The following is a 16,268-nucleotide window of genomic DNA, read 5'->3' as shown; positions in this document are numbered from 1 at the left end:
CGCTTACTCACTCGAGCAATCCTCCAGTTCCGGCTGGCACTGCTGCTGGTCTTCCGGCAGCAGGATGCCGGACGGCACGATGCCGAACGACCGGTAGTTGGCCGAGATCACGCTCGGGTCGATATACGCGTCGCCGCGACCGTTGCCGTTCTGCGCCTTGCCGAAGAACAGCGAGGTGGGCACGTTGAAGCTCAGGTCGCCGGTGAGCGGCAGGATGTTGCCCTGGCGGTCCAGCGCGTAGAAGTACGCCGGCGGTGCGCCGACGTCGGCAATTACCTGGCCGGAATCGCCGATCACGTAGATCGGATCCTTCGCGGTACCCATCTTTCCGGACGAGAAGAACGTACCGGCACCGTCATACAGCGGTGTGGTGCCGGACTGCAGCAGGTCGCCACCGGTGACACCGAGGTACAGCGCCGCATGCCCGGCGTCGATGGTGAAGCTGCTGCCGTCGACCGAACCCAGCGTGAGCGTCTGCGCGTTGGTGAGGCTGAAACCCGCGGGCGAAGAGAAGTTGCCCAGCGTGCCGATGTGGTTGGCGACCGGTGCGCTGCTGGTGCCGAGCGAGGTGGCGCCCGTTGCCTGACCGCTGAGCGTGGTGGCCGTGATTGCTCCGCTGCCGCTTTCGCTGATGGAACCGGCCGATACCAGCCGCACCGCACTAGCACTCAGCCCACTCTCCACACGCACGTCGCCAGCGGTAGTGGTGAGCACCGCGCTGGCGCCACCGTCCACCGGACCGGACACCACCAGGGCCTTGCCGTTGCTCAGGCTGAGACCGGCGGCGCGGAAGCTGCCCAGGGTGTCGATGCTGTTGGCGCCGGTGAGCGTGGTCGCGCCGGCGGACTGGCCCGTCAAGGTAACCGCGACCACCTTGCCGCCGCTCCCCTGCGTGATCGCCCCGGCCGACACCAGCTCGGTGTTGGTGCCGCTGACCCGCCCGTTCACGGCCAGGTCGCCCGAGGTGGTCGCCAGCCGCGTGCTGTTGCCGCCGTCGATGGGGCCGTTCACCGCCAGTGCCCCGGCGTTGGTGAACTGGAAGCTATCGGCATTGAAGCTGCCGAGCGTGCCCACGCGATTGGCGCCGTTGAGCGCAGTTGCACCCGTCGCGCTGCCGGTGAGCGAACCGGCGGTGATCACGCCGCCGCTGCCTTCGGCAATGGCGCCGCCGCTCTGCAGCGCGAGTGAGCTGGCGCTGAGCGCGCCGTTCAACGCCATGTCACCGGCGGCGTCGAGCGTCGTCGCGCCGCCGCTGACGTGGCCCGCGAGGGTGAGCTTGCCGCTCGTGGTCGCAAGCGACAGCGCGCCGCTGCCGGTGGATACCGAGCCGGTGACGTTCAGCGCCTGCGCATTGTCGAGCGTCAGGCTGCCCGCGGTGAAATCACCCAGCGCGCCGATGTGATTGGCCCCGGTGAAATGCGCATCGCGGCCGGCGCTGCCGGTGAGCGTGGTGGCGTGAATCGCCGAGCCGGCCTGATTGATGTCGCGCCCGGCCGCCAGTGCCACCGTGCGTCCGGTGAGGTCGGTCGCCAGGATCAGGTCCGACGCGCTGCCGGTGGTGGTGAGGCTGAGATTGCCGTTGCCGCCGTTGATCGCCAGCGGGCTGTTGACGGTGAGCGTGCGGGTGTCGCGGAAGCTTAAGTCGCCACCGGTGGTGATGTTGCCCAGCGTGACGATCTGGTTGGCACCGCCGAGGCTCATCGCACCCGCGGAAGTACCGGACAGACCGCCACCGATCAGCGCACCGGCACTGCCCTCGGTGATCGCCCCGCCGGCGGATGTCAGCGCGATATCGCCGGCGCCGGCGTTCACCGTGCCATTGATGGCCACGCCGCCCTGACCGGCCAGCGCGATGGCGTCGCCCTTTATCGTTCCGCCCGCCGTCAGCGTGCCCGCCGTGGTGGTGAGCTGGGTGCTACTGCCGCCGTCCACTGTGCCGCTCACCGTGAGCGCCTGCGCATTGCTCAGCGCCAGGCCGTTGGTGGCGGAGAAGTTGCCCAGCGTGCCGATCTTGTTGGCCTTGCTCATGGTGGCGCTGCCGGCAGCCGAGCCGGTCAACGTGCCGGCCTGGATCACGCCGCCGCTCTGGCTGATGTTGCCGTCGGAGGTCAGCGTCACCGTGCTGCCGGTGATGTTCGTCGCCAACGCCAGGCTGCCGGCCGAATCGAGCGTGATCGCTCCGCCGGAGAGCGCCTGCTGCACATCCAGCGCGCCGTTGGTGGTAGTCAGCGAGATGGCGCCACTGCCACCGACGGTGGAGAGCACGCCGGTTACCGCCAACGCCTGCGCATTGACCAGGCTGAAGTTGGCCGCGGTGAAGTTGCCGAGCTGGCCCACCAGGTTGGCCTGGTTGAGCGTGGTGTTGCCGTGCGAGCTTCCGGTCAGCGTGCCGGCGGTGATCACGCCGCCGCTCTGGCTGATCGCACCGTTGCTGCTGGTCAGCGTGACCGTGCCGGCACTGCTCAAGTTGTTGCCCAGCGAGATGCCGTCGCGGCCGATCAGCGTCACGTTCGCGCCGCTCAACGCACCGGGCATCGCCAGCGAGCCGCCGTTGGCCGCCAGCGTCAGGTTCGCCGTGCCGGTGTCGATGCCCGAGGCCGGCAAGGTCAGCGCGCCGCCGGCGGTCAGATTTACCGTGCCGTTGGTGCCGCTGCTGAGCGCCGCGATCGTGAGGTCGCCGATGTCCTGCAACTGCACGCCCTGCCCCGCCGCGGTCACCGCGCCGGTGAAATGGTTGCTGCCGTCGAGCAGGGTGATCGCGCCCGTGCCGGCCTGCAGGTTGCTCGTGCCCGACACCTGCACGCCACCGGTGCCTTCGGTGATCGCGCCGTTGTTGCTGGTCGCGATCAGGTCACCGCCTATGCCGCCGTGGCCGAGGTTGAGGGCGCCGTGGCTGGTGACCGTCAACGCACCGGTGGACAGCGCGCCCAGGGTCAGCGCGTTCTGGTCGGTGATCTGCGTGGTGCCACCCGTCAGGGTCACCGCGCCGGTGAAATCGTTGCCGGCGTCGATGAGTGTGATCGCGTTGCTGCCGGCATTGACCGTGGTCGTGCCACTCACCGTCAGCGCGCCACCGCCCTGCGTGATCGACCCGCCGGACACCAGCGAAAGCGTGGTCGCGTCGATATTGTTGGCCAGCATCAGCGCCGAGGCCGAGTTCAGATTGACCGTGGTGGCGGTCAGATCCGTGGCCAGGCTGAGCGCGCCGGCGGTGGTGGTCAGGCTCAACGTACCCGGCACCACGAGCGGCCCGTCGACCGTCAGCGCGGCGGCGTTGGTCAGGCTGAGGTTGGCCGCGTTGAAGCCGCCCAGGTGATTGAGCTGGTTGCTGCCGCCCAACGTGGTGTCGCCGGTGGAGCTGCCGCCGAGCCGGTCGGCCGTGATCACGCTGCCTCCGGCCTGAGTGAGGTTGCCCGTCACCTGAAGGTTTACGTCGTTGCCGCTGGCCGTGCCGACATCGAGCGCACCGGCCAGGTTGAGGTCGGTGGCGTTGACCAGGCTCAGGCCGCCGCTTCCGGTATTGGTGACCGTGCCCAGGTTGGTGATCTGGTTGTTCGCCGTCAGGCTGCTGCCGCCGACCGAGCCGAGGTTCAAGGTGGTCGCTGTGACGATGCCGCCGCTCTGGCTGATCGTGCCGCCGGCATCGAGCGAGGTGGTGGTGCCGGACACGTTGCCCGCCAGCACCAGGTTGCCGGAGCTGGTGATCGCCGTGCTGCTGCCGCCGTCCACCGGGCCGTTGATGGTCAGCACCTGCGCATTGGTCAGGCTGAGGCCGACGGCGGAGAAGCTACCCAATGCGGTGATCAAGTTCGCGTTGCCGAGGGTGGTCGCGTCGGCGGAACTGCCGGTCAGCGTGCCGGCGGTGATCACGCCGCCGCTCTGGCTGATCGCGCCGTTGCTGCTGGTCAGCGTGACCGTGCCGGCGCTGCTCAGGTTGTTGCCCAGCGAAATGCCGTCGCGACCGATCAGCGTCACGTTCGCGCCGCTCAACGCGCCGGGCATCGCCAGCGAGCCGCCGTTGGCCGCCAGGGTGAGATCCGCCGTGCCGGTATCGATCCCCGAGGCGGGCAAGGTCAGCGCGCCGCCGGCGGTCAGGTTCACCGTGCCGTTGGTGCCGCTGCTCAGCGCCGCGATCGTCAGGTCGCCGGCATCCTGCAGCTGCACGCCCTGCCCCGCGGCGGTCACCGCGCCGGTGAAATGGTTGCTGCCGTCGAGCAGGGTGATCGCGCCCGTACCGGCCTGCAGGTTGCTGGTGCCCGACACCTGCACGCCGCCGGTGCCTTCGGTGATCGCGCCGTTGTTGCTGGTCGCGATCAGGTCACCGCCTATGCCGCCGTGGCCGAGGTTGAGGGCGCCGTGGCTGGTGACCGTCAACGCACCGGTGGACAGCGCGCCCAGGGTCAGCGCGTTCTGGTCGTTGATCTGCGTCGTGCCACCGGTCAGGGTCACGCTGCCGACGAAATCGTTGCCGCTATTGATCAGCGTGATCGCGTTGCCGCCGGCGTTCACTGTCGTCCCGCCGGAAACCGTCAGTGCACCACCTTGCAGTACCGCCCCGCTGGCCACGATGCCCAGATCCACGCCCACCGAAAGCGTACCCAGCGTGGTGATGGTACCGGCGCCGGTGGTGGTGATATCGAGCGAGCCGGCGGTGGTGCCGCTGACGCCCAGGTTGCTGCTGGCCGCAATCGAAGCGATGCCCGAGACGGTGCCGCCGACACCGGTGGTGCCGCTGCCGGACAGGTTGACGTCGACCGGCGTGGTGTAGCCGGTGTAGTCGATGCTGCCGCCGGTGCCCGCATCGAGATTGCCGGACACGTCGCCGTCGGAGCCTGAATGCATCACGAAATGGCCGGTTCCCGTGTCGACCAGATTGCCCATGCCGCCGAAGGCACCGGACAAGTCGGTGAGCGTGCCCTGATTGTGTCCGGTAAGGCTCCAGGTCTGGCTGGCGGCCTTGAGCGTGCCGCTACCCGCGTCCTGCAGGTTTTCGAACGAGGTCCAGCTCACCGTGCCGTTGTTGCCGGCATTGGAGCCCGTCAGCGTGTAGGTCTGGTTGGTACCGGCGATGGTGTCGCTGCTGCCGCTGCCGGTCACCGAAGTCACGCCGCTCCAGCTACCGCCGATGCCCGTGGTGGCATTGCCGCCATTGGACAGATCGAAGGTCACCGCGCCGGTGTGGCTGCTGTAGTCCAGCGTGGCGGCGGTGATGTTGCCGCTGACGCTGCCGCCGGTGCCGAAGAGGATCGTGCCGGTGCTGTCGGTGATGTTGCCGAAGCCGGTCCAACCGATACCGCCGCTGCTGCCCTTGTCGGCGGCCGTGTTGTCCAGCGTGTAGGTCTGACCCGAACCGATGATCGTCGCACTGCCGCCGTTGCCGGTGACCGAGGTCACCCCGCTCCAGGTGCCGCCGATGCCCGTCGCGCCACCGACACCATTGGACAGATCGAAGTTCACCGCACCGACGTAGCTGCCGTAGTCCAGCGCCTGCGCCGTGATATTGCCGCTGACGCCGCCGCCGGTGCCGAAGAGGACCGTGCCGGTGCTGTCGTTGATATTGCCGAAGCCGGTCCAGCCGATGCCGCCGCTGCTGCCCTTGTCGGCGATGGCGTTGTCCAGCGTGTAGGTCTGGTTGGATCCTGAGATTGTCGCGTTACTACCGTTGCCAGTAACCGCGGTCACGCCGCTCCAGGTGCCGCCAATGCCCGTAGTGGTACCGGCGCCATTGGACAGATCGAAGTTCACCGCGCCGACGTAGCTGCCGTAGCCCAGCGTCTGCGTAGTGATGTTGCCGCTGACGCTGCCGCCGGTGCCGAAGAGGACCGTGCCGGTGCTGTCGTTGATATTGCCGAAGCCGGTCCAGCTGATCACGCCGCTGCTTCCCTTGTCGGCGGTCGTGTTGTCCAGCGTGTAGGTCTGGCTGGAACCGGTGATTGTCGCGGCACTGCCGGTACCGGCTACCGATCCCAGATTGAAGCCGCTGTAATCGATGCCAGAGGCGGAAGAGACCTGCGTGCCGACGTTGAAATCTCCCGCCACGCCAGTGACCGCCCCACCACTGCCCGTGACCGAGCCGAAGCCCGCATAGACGATGCCGCTCGCTGCGGAGGTCAGTGTGTCGTCGGCAAAACTGCCGGTGACATTGGAGATCGCACCCGTGCCGACCACATTGATGGCCGAGGCGAAGGTCATGCCCTCGCTGCTGCGGTTGCCGTCGTCGAAGCCCGTCGCCCCGGTGACATGCGTAGTGTCGGCCGCGGTGAAACCGCTGAAGGTGATCCCGCCCAAGGTACCGGTGGTGTTGCCAGTCAGATCGAATGCGGTATTGCCCAGGCCGGTGATCGCCCCCGTGCCGGCGATGCTCCCGCTGCCAGACAGGCTTGGCGTATTGAATGCCGCATCGCTCAGGCCGGTGAGCGCACCGTTGGCGATGATGGAGGTCGTGGCGGTGGCGTCCAGCGTGCCGGCGACGGTACCGCTGCCCAGCACCAGCGCTCCGCCGCTGCTCACGGTCAGGTTGCCGGTATTGAGCGTGCCCAAGGTCAGGGCCGTCTGGTCGGACAACTGCGTGGAGCCGCCGGTGAGGCTCACCGCACCACTGAAGTCGTTCCCCGAATTGATCAACGAGATGGCGTTCCCAGCCGCGTTGAACGACGAAATACCACCCACGATGAAAGCGCCGTTCTGTCCGATACCGCCCGCGGTCGTCGTCAGTGACACATCGCCGGTGACGTTGATGCTGCCGATATCCAGCGAACCACTCGTCGTGGTCAGGCCAGCGAGCGCCTGGGAGCTTCCCACCGCGTCACTCAGCGTCAGCGCGCCTCCGGTGGTGACCGTCAATTGTTGCGGACCGTCCAGGGTCGAGACGAAATGAATGTCACCACTGCCCGTACTGGACAGGGTCACGTCAGCACCCAGAGTCACGGCGCCGTTGTAGGTCTGGCTGCCACCCGTAGTGACGCTGGCGCCCAAGGTGAGCACACCCGGGCCGGTCTGACTGAAGCTGCCGCTGCCGGAAACCGCCTGGCCCAGGGTGACATTGGCACCGCTGTCGGTCTGTAGCGTACCGCCGCCGGCACCCAGGGTAACGGCACGGTTGAGGACCAGGGTGGCGGTACTCTCCAGCGTGCCGCCGTCCAGAGTCAGACCGGCGCCGGCGCCGCCGAGATTCCCGTCGCTGGATACCGCCAGCGTGCCGCCGCTGATCGTCGTTCCGCCCGTGTACGTGTTCGTACCCGAAAGCGTCTGCGAGCCGCCGGTCAGGGTGAGACCACCGGTGCCGCCGATGACACCGGAGAACGTGCCGGCAGCATTGGACAGCGTCAGCCCTTGCGCGCCCAGCGTCACGGTGCCGCTGCCGGACAAGCTCTTGATCGAGGTACCGCTGGTCGTGCCCGAGATATCTAACGTGCCGTCCGCGGTCACGCCGCTCGATGCAGCCACGCTGCCGCTTCCGTTCAGCGCAAGCGTACCGGCGCTGATCACCGTCCCACCGGTGTAGGTGTTCGCGCCCGAGAGCGTCTGCGAGCCGGCGCTTAAGGTGAGACCACCGGTGCCGCCGATGACGCCCGAGAACGAGCCCGCCGCATTGGACAGCGTCAGCCCTTGCGCGCCGAGGGTCACGGCACCGCTGCCGGACAAGCTCTTGATCGAGGTACCGCTGGTCGTGCCCGAGATATCCAACGTGCCGTTCGCGGTCACGCCGCTCGATGCAGCCACGCTGCCGCTTCCGCTCAGCGCAAGCGTACCGGCGCTGATCACCGTCCCACCGGTGTAGGTGTTCGCGCCCGAGAGCGTCTGCGAGCCGACGCTTAAGGTGAGACCACCGGTGCCGCCGATGACGCCCGAGAACGAGCCCGCCGCATTGGACAGCGTCAGCCCTTGCGCGCCGAGGGTCACGGCACCGCTGCCGGACAAGCTCTTGATCGAGGTACCGCTGGTCGTGCCCGAGATATCCAACGTGCCGTTCGCGGTCACGCCGCTCGATGCAGCCACGCTGCCGGTGCCGCTCAGCGCTAGCGTTCCGGCATTGATCGCCGTCCCGCCGGTATACGTGTTCACACCCGAGAGTATCTGCGAGCCGCCGGCCAAGGTGAGGCCACCGGTACCGCTGATGACGCCGGAGAACGTGCCGGCCGCATTGGATAGCGTCAGTGTGTGAGTGCCGAGGGTGACCTGGCCCGAGCCCGTGAGCCGCGCCATGCTGAGCCCCGCGGTCAAGCCGGAGATATTCAGCGAGCCGTTGTCGACTAGCCCGCCATTGAGCGTCATCGTGCCGGTGCCGGCCAGCGACAGCGACCCGGTGCCGGAGATGATGTTTGCGCCGGTCCCTACGGCGGCGTCACCGCCGTTGGCCGTTGCCGGGTTCAGCACCAGGCCGGCGCTTCCGGTGGCCGACATCGACGCGTTGATGTTGACGTTGTTGGCCGCGGTCAGCGTAAGCGTGTTCGCGCTCCAGCTGATGGTGTCGTTGACGTTGATGTTGCCGGTGCCGGGACTGCCGCTATCGGTGGACTGAATAGTGAGGTTGCTCGACTGCAGGAGGGTGCCCACGTCCGAGCCTGTGAGGCCATCCGAACCAGCGGCGTCGATCGTGAAGTCGAACGGGTCGATCAGCCAGTTACCGGTCTGTCCGAACGGCGCAGATGTATCCACCTGGATCCCGTGGACGACTCTCACGTGGTCGGCCGATGTCTCGATGAAACCACCGTCCCCACCTTGCGCGCCTCCTCGCGCACTCATGCGTCCGTCCACCTGGGTCGATTGCTTGCCGAGCACGACGATGGAGCCGCCGCGCCCCTGGACCGTCGCGTCGGCATTCAGCAAGGTGCCGCTATCGAGCGTGACATTTTGTGCAACCTCGCCTCCGGCCGCGTCACTGCCGACCCGGATGCGGCCACCGCCTTGCGTGCCAGAGGCGTCAATACTGCCGGTCACCGCGACGTCCGCATCGGACAGCACCTGCGCGCTACCGCCGTGCACACCCGACACATTGATGCTGCCGCTGCTGGTCGCGTCGCCGCCGGCCGCCACCAGGCGCACGGTGCCGCCGTTGGTGTTGATGCCGCCGGCGGTGATGACGCCGGAGTTGTTCACCACGTCGGTGAACAGGTCCTTCGCTGCCGCGGCCTGCAGCACCACGGTGCCGCCGTCGGCCTGCAGCGTGCCGCTGTTGCTCACGGCGGCGTTGGCGTCCAGGCGCTGCCTGAGTTCGCCGGTGACCTGGATGTTGATCAGGCCGTTGCCGTCGAAATCGAGCACCGCCTTGTCGGCGCCGTCGAGGTTGATGTTGCCGTAGTTGGCCAGGATCAGGCCGTCATTCGCTACGCTGCCGCCCACCAGGCTCACCGAGCCGCCGCTGGCCGCGGCGATGGTGCCGTGGTTGACCACGCCGGCGCTGCCGCCGTGCGCGTCGAGGTTGAAGTGGTTGGCGAGAAAGTCGGTGGGCGTGAGGTCCAGCGTGCTGGCCATCAGGCCGCCCACGTTCACCTGCGCGGTGGAGCCGAAGATGATGCCGTGGGTGTTGATCAGGAACACCTGACCGTTGGAGTTGATGCGGCCGAAGATCTGGCTGGGGTTCTGGTCGAGGATGCGGTTGAGCGCGACCGCCGTGAACGAGGGCTGGTTGAACTGAACAGTCGCGTCCTTGCCGACGTTGAAGGTAAGCCAGTCCAGCGCGAGCTTGTTGGAGAGCTGGTTGATGACGGTGGTATTGCCGTTCTGGCTGATCGAGCCGACGCCGCCCACCACCGTGCCGCCGGTCGGCGAGGTCAGCGCGGTGACCGACACCGTGCCAGTGTTCGCTCCGGGTACCGCCATGCCGCCAGCCATGCCCGCGTGTGCCGGCGCACAGAGCATGCCGCCGGCGGCTAGCGCCATCGACAGGTACAGCGGCAGCGCCTTGCGTTGCGGGGCCAGCTTGCGCGAGCGGGACGTGCGATGCGGATGGGAGATGTGCATGGTCGTCGCCTGTCAGAACGTGAAGCCGAAGCGCGAATAGATGTGGTAGCCCTTCTTGTCCGAAGCGTCCGGGCCGCCGATCGGCACCGAGCCGTCCAGGTGGAACTCGAAGCGGTGGAAGCGCGGCAGGCGGAAGATCAGGCCCGCACCCACGCCCTTGAAGGTCACCGCGTCAGTGACACCGCGATCGGCACCGGCGGGGAAGCCGCGCGCGTAATCGACGAACGCTTCCAGCTCCAGCAGCTCGCGCCACGGGCGCGCATAGAACGGCGACACCTTGTCGCCGAAGCCCGGCGCGTCCACGTGGTATTCCAGCGAGGCGTAGTAGCCGCGATCGCTCAGCCCGTCGGCGATCGGGTAGGCGCGCACGCTGTCCGGGCCGCCGATCACGAACTGCTCCAGCGGCGCCAGCGCGTCGTTGGTCCACTGACCGCCCAGCTTGAAATACGCGCGCTGCGACTTGGTGAGGAACTGCAGGCGCGTATACGACAGCCGCGTGCTGAGGAAGCTGCTGGCGTGGTTGGGGCTGACCAGGTCCGCGCCCACCGAACGGTCGGCGATCGACTTGCGCACGCTCACCTGCAGCAGGTCGATGCCGTGCAGCTTCTGGTCGGTGCGGTTCATTGCCCACGCCAGTTCGGCCACATCAAAGCGCTCGTCCGAGAGCGGAATGCCGATGCTGGTGAGCTTGGAGCGTTCGCGGATGTAGTGCAGCGACGCCTGCATCTGCAGCACGTCGGTGTTGACGAACTTCCAGTCCGCGCCGGCGTACTGCGACGAGCTGGGGCCCTTCACGTCCAGCGCGGCGAAGGTGCCGTTGGACAACTGCAGCTCGCTGCGGGTGGCGCCAATCACGCCGCTCAGGCCCGGCACCGCCACGGTCGGCACGCGGTAGGCCAGCGCGCCGTAGACGTTGTTGCGCGGGTCCATCGCGTAGTCGACGTTGGCGGTGAAGCTGTCGCCGATGCCCAGCGGGCTGTTCCAGGTGACCCCCAGCTGCGCGCGGTAGCGGCCGGTGAGTTCGGTGCCGTAGTTGTTGGCGCCGGTGGTGATGGTGTACGGGCGCTTGGCCTCGTTGGCGACCATCAGCAGGTCGGTCTGGCCGGTCTTTTCGCCGGGCTGGAAGGTGGAGCTCACCGACACGCCCGGCAGCTCGCGCGCGTAGAGCAGCGCGGTGTCCACGTCGCCCTTGCGCAGCACCTTGCCCTTGAGCGGCTCCACCGACGCGGCGATCGCACTGGCGTGATAGCGCTTGTTGCCCTTGACGATCACGCGACCCAACGTGCCCTCGAGCACGCGAATCTGCACCATGTGATCCTCGCCCACCGTCTGCGCCGGCAGGAACGCGGTGCCGAAGATGAAACCGGCCTTGCGGTAGGTGTCGGTCATCGCATCGGCCACCTGCTGCAGCTGGGCGAAATCCAGTCGCGCGGGCGTGGCGCCGCCGCCGAGCTTCTTCAGCTGGGCATCGGCCAGCGCCTGCATGCTGGCCGGCGTGATGCCCGCGTCGGGGTGATCGCCCACGCCTTCGATGCGGAAGCCCTGCACCGCCAACGTTTGCGCCGCGGCCGCATCGCGGTCGCGCACCGGCGGCACCACGTTGTCCGGCAGCGGCGGCTTGGCAACGGGCGTGGGGGCGGCGGGTGCGGCGGCGGGGGTCTGGGCGACCGCGGGTGCCGTGTCGTGCACGGTGAAGGCCAGCACCTGCTCGGGCAGGTAGGCATGCGCGTCGGCATAGCCGGCGCTCTTCAGCGCCGCGGTGATGGCGTCGGCGGCTGCCTGCAGTTGCGCCTGGGTCAATGCCGGCGGATGACCCGCTGCCGCCAGCGCCTGCGCGTAGCCGGCCTGCACGATGCCCTGCACGGCAGCGGCGTCGCTGCCGGCCGGTACGCCGCTGACCAGGATCTGTTGCGACGGCGCGGCCGTCGCTGTTGCGCCGTCACCGGGCGTCGCCGCCGGAACGTCCTGCGCCCACGCCTGGCTGCCGGTCAAGGCCAACGCCAGGGCTGCTGCCAGAGAAGCAATCCGCACGACACATATCCCCTTAGATTTTCAGCCGGCGCTGGCCCGGCTTCGCCGTGGCCCGAGGCTGCCGCCCCTGTGCATCCCCACTGGATCGCGCGCGCGAAGACTCTCCGTTGACCGCCGTGCCGCGATCACAGCACTCCCCCTGTAATGCGTAACTACGTCACAAAATTGATCACCGACAGCCTCTTCGGGCCGTTCAGCCGTGCCCCATCTGCAGCAGGGCGTAGAGCAGCAGCGCGCACAGCCCGAGCCCGGCGAAGGCGACCAGCCACAGTCGCCAGGCCAGCCGGCGGCGATCCGGAAACAGCGCGGTGGCCATGTCGCCGACCGGCACCGCTGCCCGCTGTGCCCCGCCGTCGCGCGGCTGCCTGGCCGCAGCCGGCGTCAGCGCGTTACGGGCGGTGACGCCGTCGCTGTCGCACAGGCTGCCGAGCAGCGCACGGCGACGGGCGCGGTAGTCCTCGCGGGTGATGCGCCCGTTGCGATGGGCTTCGTCCAGGGTCCGCAGACTCTGGTTGGCGCGACGCTCGCGTTCGTTCATTTGAGTTCCCTCAGCAGGCGCAGGCCGACGTCGTTCTGGGCGTTGCCGCCGTCGGCGCGGTGCGCGTCGACCGTGCAATCGGACCAGTAGCTGGTGTAGCTGGCGCCGCGCACGGCCACCGCGCCGCCGCTGACCACCCACTCCCACACGTTGCCGGTGAGGTTCACCAGCCCCCATGGGTTCGGGCTGCGTCCCAGCGAGGAGATCGGTGCCCCGGTGCCGTCATCCGCCGCCGCGGTGGGCGGCACGCAGTTGCTGTCGGCGGCCTGCTTCCAGCCGCCGCCGGCACGCGCTGCGGCCAGCCACTCGGCATCGGTCGGCAGGCGATAGGTGAAGCCGGTGGACTGGCTGAGCCACGCGGCGTAGGCCTTCGCCTGGGCCAGCGAGATGTTGCTGACCGGCAGGCTGCCGGACAGGCGATCCTCCACCGGCTTGGGCGTGCACTGATGCGTGGTGCTGCAGTAGCGGTTGAAGTCGCTCACGCTGACCTCCGCGCGCGACAGCGCGTACGGCCGCCCGCCCGCCAGCCCCGGCACCACCACCAGCGCGGGGCCGCGCTTGCCGGCCACCTGATCGGCGCAGATGCGGCCCTTGCCCACCAGCGCCGAATCGCCACAGGGGTCCGGCCCGCTGGCCGCCGCTGCGCTGGCACCGGCCACGGCACCGGGCTGGCCGGCCGGCACGGGCGCCTTGGTGGCGCCAGGCGCCGGGCGCGTGCCGGGTGCGGCGCCCTTGGTCGGCGTCGACGCGCCGCTGGCGGTCGATGTGGCCGGTGTGGCTGGTTCGGCATTCGGCGTCGACACCGGGGTTGCCGTGGCCTCGCCCGGCTTGAGGCTGTCGAGCAGGTCGGCCAGGTTGCCCTGCGGCAGTTGCCCACGCAGCTTCAGTGCCGACTCGAGCTTGCCCAGGGCCTCGGGATCATCCTTGCGCGCGGCCGCCAGTTGCTGGCGCATGCGAGCCAGGTCTGCCGCGGAGGCACCTTGCGTGCGCGCCTTCATGATGTCGGCCAGTGCGTCGTAGCGCGCCTTCGCCTGGCGCAGGTCGTCGCGGCTGCCCAGCGCCTTGATCGCCCGCCCCAGCGCATCCGACGCCGCGCTGTAACGACCGCGCTGCACAGATGCCGCGGCCTGCCCGAGGTAGGCATCGGCCAGCAGCTTGGGACCGTCCTGCTTGAGGAAGTCGGCGTCCGGCTGCAGCGTGCGGATACGCGCCAGCGCTTCCTGCGCCTTGGCCACGTCGTTGGCCGCGGCGGCGCGCTTCATCGACTCGATGCGCGCGGTGACTTCGGCCGCGGCGCTCTCCTGATCGAGGCGCGCCTGCACGGCCTTCTGCAGTCCATCCAGACGATCGCGCTGGGCCAGCAGCGGCGCCGACGCCGGCGCGTACTTCAACCCCAGCGCCACGGCCTGCTGGGCCTGCGGCAACTGCAGCGGATCGTTCTGCGTGGCGACCTGCGCCGCGATGGCGGCGGCCAGCGCAGCCACCTGCTGCTGCGTCTGCGCACCGCGGTCGCCGGCGAGCGTGGTCATGGCGCGGGTCACCCCGGCCTGCCACTCGGCATCCAGCGTGGGCTTGGCCGCCAGCTCCTGCAGCGCCTGGTGCGCCTGCGGCACGCTCTGGCCGGCGGCCGAGGCCACCGCCGAGGTGCTCGCCGCCGCGCTCTGGGCCGCCGCGGCCACCTGGGCCGCGCGCTGCTTGAGGCGTGCCGAATCGGGGAATACCGCCAGCGCCTGCTTCAGCTCATCGCTGGCCTGCGTGGCGTTGTGCGCGGCGAGCGCGTTGCCGATGGCGACGTCGTACTTGAGCTCCAGCTCGGCATTCTTCAGCAGGCTGCTGGTCGGGTCGATCGCGCGGATGGTGGCGAGGATCGCCACCGCGTTGTCCGGCTGGTCGGTGAAGATCGCGCCCGCATCGATGCGCTGCGCCAGGCGCGTGTCGAGCTGGTTGAGCAGGTCGTTGCGCTCCTGCTCGATCGCCCCGCGCTTGAGGTCGAGCTTGGGCGAATACAGCTTGAGCTGGTCGCGCAGCTGGAACACGTGCTGCGCCTTGGCGTAGTCGTAGCGCTGGCGGGCGGGATTCCAGTAGCTGTCGATGCGGTCGAGCAGGAACGCCTGGATCAGCTCGCCCTGGTCGATCACCAGCCGCGTGCGCTCGTCGTCGCCGAGCGTGGCGAGCGCGCTGACGGCCTGGTCTTCGTTGGCGTAGTGCTGTGGATCGGACGCCTGGAAGCGCGCGATCACCTGGTTCACGTCACGCTGGTGCAGGTAGTGGCGCGCGCCCCAGCCGCCGGCCACCAGGATCACCAGGCCGATCGACCCGAACACCATGTACGGCCCGACGCGCTCGCGCAGGCTCACCTCGCGCAGGCCCTCGACGAGGTCGGCGGCGCTCTTCAATCGCTTGTCGCCGGTGAACGCCACCGCATCGCACAGCGTCTGGTACTGCCGCTTGGTCAGGCCGGGCACTGGCGGCGGCTTGCGCCCCTCCTTCATCGCCACTTCGGCGCTGACCTTGTCGAACGGATGCTTGCCGGTGAGCAGCTCGAACGCCACGCAGCCCAGCGCGTAGATGTCGTCACTGGGCGTGGGCTCCTTGCCCTGGATCATCTCCAGGCTGGCGTAGGCCGGGGTGAGCGCGCCCAGCGTGCCGGCGTCGAACACGGTCTGCTCGCCGACCTGGTCGCCCATGTGCTTGCCGGCACGCGCGATACCGAAGTCGAACACCTTGGGCACGCCGTCGCGGGTGACCATGACGTTGCCGGGCTTGAAGTCCGAATGCACCACGCCGGCACCGTGCGCGCGCTTGAGCGCCCACGCCATGCCCTCGATCAGCGGCCGCGCCTTGGCCAGCGGCATGCCGTTGTAGGCGCGCTCGCGAATCAGCGTCTTGAGATCGGAGCCGTCGACGTACTCCATCGTCATGAAGACGATCGTGCGGTCCTTGTCGAAGTCGTAGACGCGCACGATGTTGTCGTGCGCCAGCGACTGCGAACGACGCGACTCGCGCTGCAGCGCGATCAGCGAATCCGGGTGGCGGCGGAACTCGTCGTTGAGCACCTTCACCGCCACGTAGGGGTCGCGATCGCGCGCCTCCACCTTGCGCTCGTCGCGGGCGAGGAACACCACGCCCATGCCGCCGCGGCCGATCTCCTTCTCCAGGTGGAAGCGCCCCTTCAGCACGCTGCCGACGGTGGCGTAGTCGCCGCCCTCGACCTCGGCCATGCGCTGCCAGCTGTCCATGTTGAAGCTGCTGCTGGTACCGGTACCGGTGGCGCCCTGGGTGCCGGTGACGCTGGTCGCCTGCACGTCGCCGCCGCGCGGCGTCGACGCGGGCTTGACCATGGTGGCCTCGTCATCCGGCGCAGCGCCGGCGCGCGGCACCGAGGCGGGCTGCACGATGGTGGCGTCCTGGTCGCCCGATGCGCCGGTGGGTTGGACCACGGTGGCGTCGTTCGGCGCCGCGCGCGACCCAGTGGAGGGCTGGATCACCGTGGCGTCCTCGTCCGCCGCGGGCGGCCGGGCGGTACTGCCCTGCAGCGAGCGCAGCCGGGACAGCAACGCCTCCACCGCCTCGCCCGACAGGCTGCCTTCGTCGCCCAACCGCTGCACCAGCGCCACTTCCTCGCGGTGGATCGGCTCGGGCTGCGCACCGCGCGAGGCGAGCACGTCCAGCAGGGTCGATAGCTGCAGCTTGTCGGCCTGGTAGGCGGCGATGAGTTCGTTGAGAAAATTCATGA

Annotated in this window: 4 protein-coding genes; all 4 read right to left on the bottom strand. The window is 68.9% G+C overall.

What is annotated here, in order from left to right; translation table 11 throughout:
* Positions 1 to 3: 3 nt before the first annotated feature.
* The 4 genes from ACQVBX_RS02670 to ACQVBX_RS02655 all read right to left on the bottom strand — a co-directional run bounded on the left by ACQVBX_RS02670 (position 4) and on the right by ACQVBX_RS02655 (position 16,266).
* Positions 4 to 9,963, bottom strand: coding sequence for a filamentous hemagglutinin N-terminal domain-containing protein (locus tag ACQVBX_RS02670; protein ID WP_431636359.1), 9,960 nt, complete (start codon positions 9,961 to 9,963; stop codon positions 4 to 6).
* Positions 9,964 to 9,975: 12 nt separating this feature from the next.
* Complete coding sequence (locus ACQVBX_RS02665) at positions 9,976 to 11,679, bottom strand: ShlB/FhaC/HecB family hemolysin secretion/activation protein (protein ID WP_431638099.1); 1,704 nt, start codon at positions 11,677 to 11,679, stop codon at positions 9,976 to 9,978.
* A gap of 508 nt (positions 11,680 to 12,187) precedes the next feature.
* The gene (locus ACQVBX_RS02660; protein WP_431636358.1) at positions 12,188 to 12,532 is read right to left on the bottom strand and encodes a hypothetical protein; all 345 of its coding nucleotides are present in this window, start codon (positions 12,530 to 12,532) and stop codon (positions 12,188 to 12,190) included.
* Positions 12,529 to 16,266 (bottom strand): protein kinase domain-containing protein, encoded by a 3,738-nt coding sequence (locus tag ACQVBX_RS02655; RefSeq protein ID WP_431636357.1) that lies wholly within the window; start codon positions 16,264 to 16,266, stop codon positions 12,529 to 12,531. Before ACQVBX_RS02655 ends, ACQVBX_RS02660 begins: the two co-directional genes overlap by 4 nt.
* Positions 16,267 to 16,268: the final 2 nt, after the last annotated feature.

The organism is Dyella thailandensis (assembly GCF_050749815.1).
GTDB lineage: Bacteria > Pseudomonadota > Gammaproteobacteria > Xanthomonadales > Rhodanobacteraceae > Dyella_A.
The sequence above is the reverse complement of the archived record's forward strand: the minus strand, read 5'-3'. Positions and strand labels throughout refer to the sequence as shown.

What these genes read in the sequence shown, in the direction of transcription:
- ACQVBX_RS02670 (WP_431636359.1), bottom strand. Translation starts at nt 9,963, where the DNA reads ATGCACATCTCCCATCCGCATCGCACGTCCCGCTCGCGCAAGCTGGCC.
- ACQVBX_RS02660 (WP_431636358.1), bottom strand. Translation starts at nt 12,532, where the DNA reads ATGAACGAACGCGAGCGTCGCGCCAACCAGAGTCTGCGGACCCTGGAC.
- ACQVBX_RS02655 (WP_431636357.1), bottom strand. Translation starts at nt 16,266, where the DNA reads ATGAATTTTCTCAACGAACTCATCGCCGCCTACCAGGCCGACAAGCTG.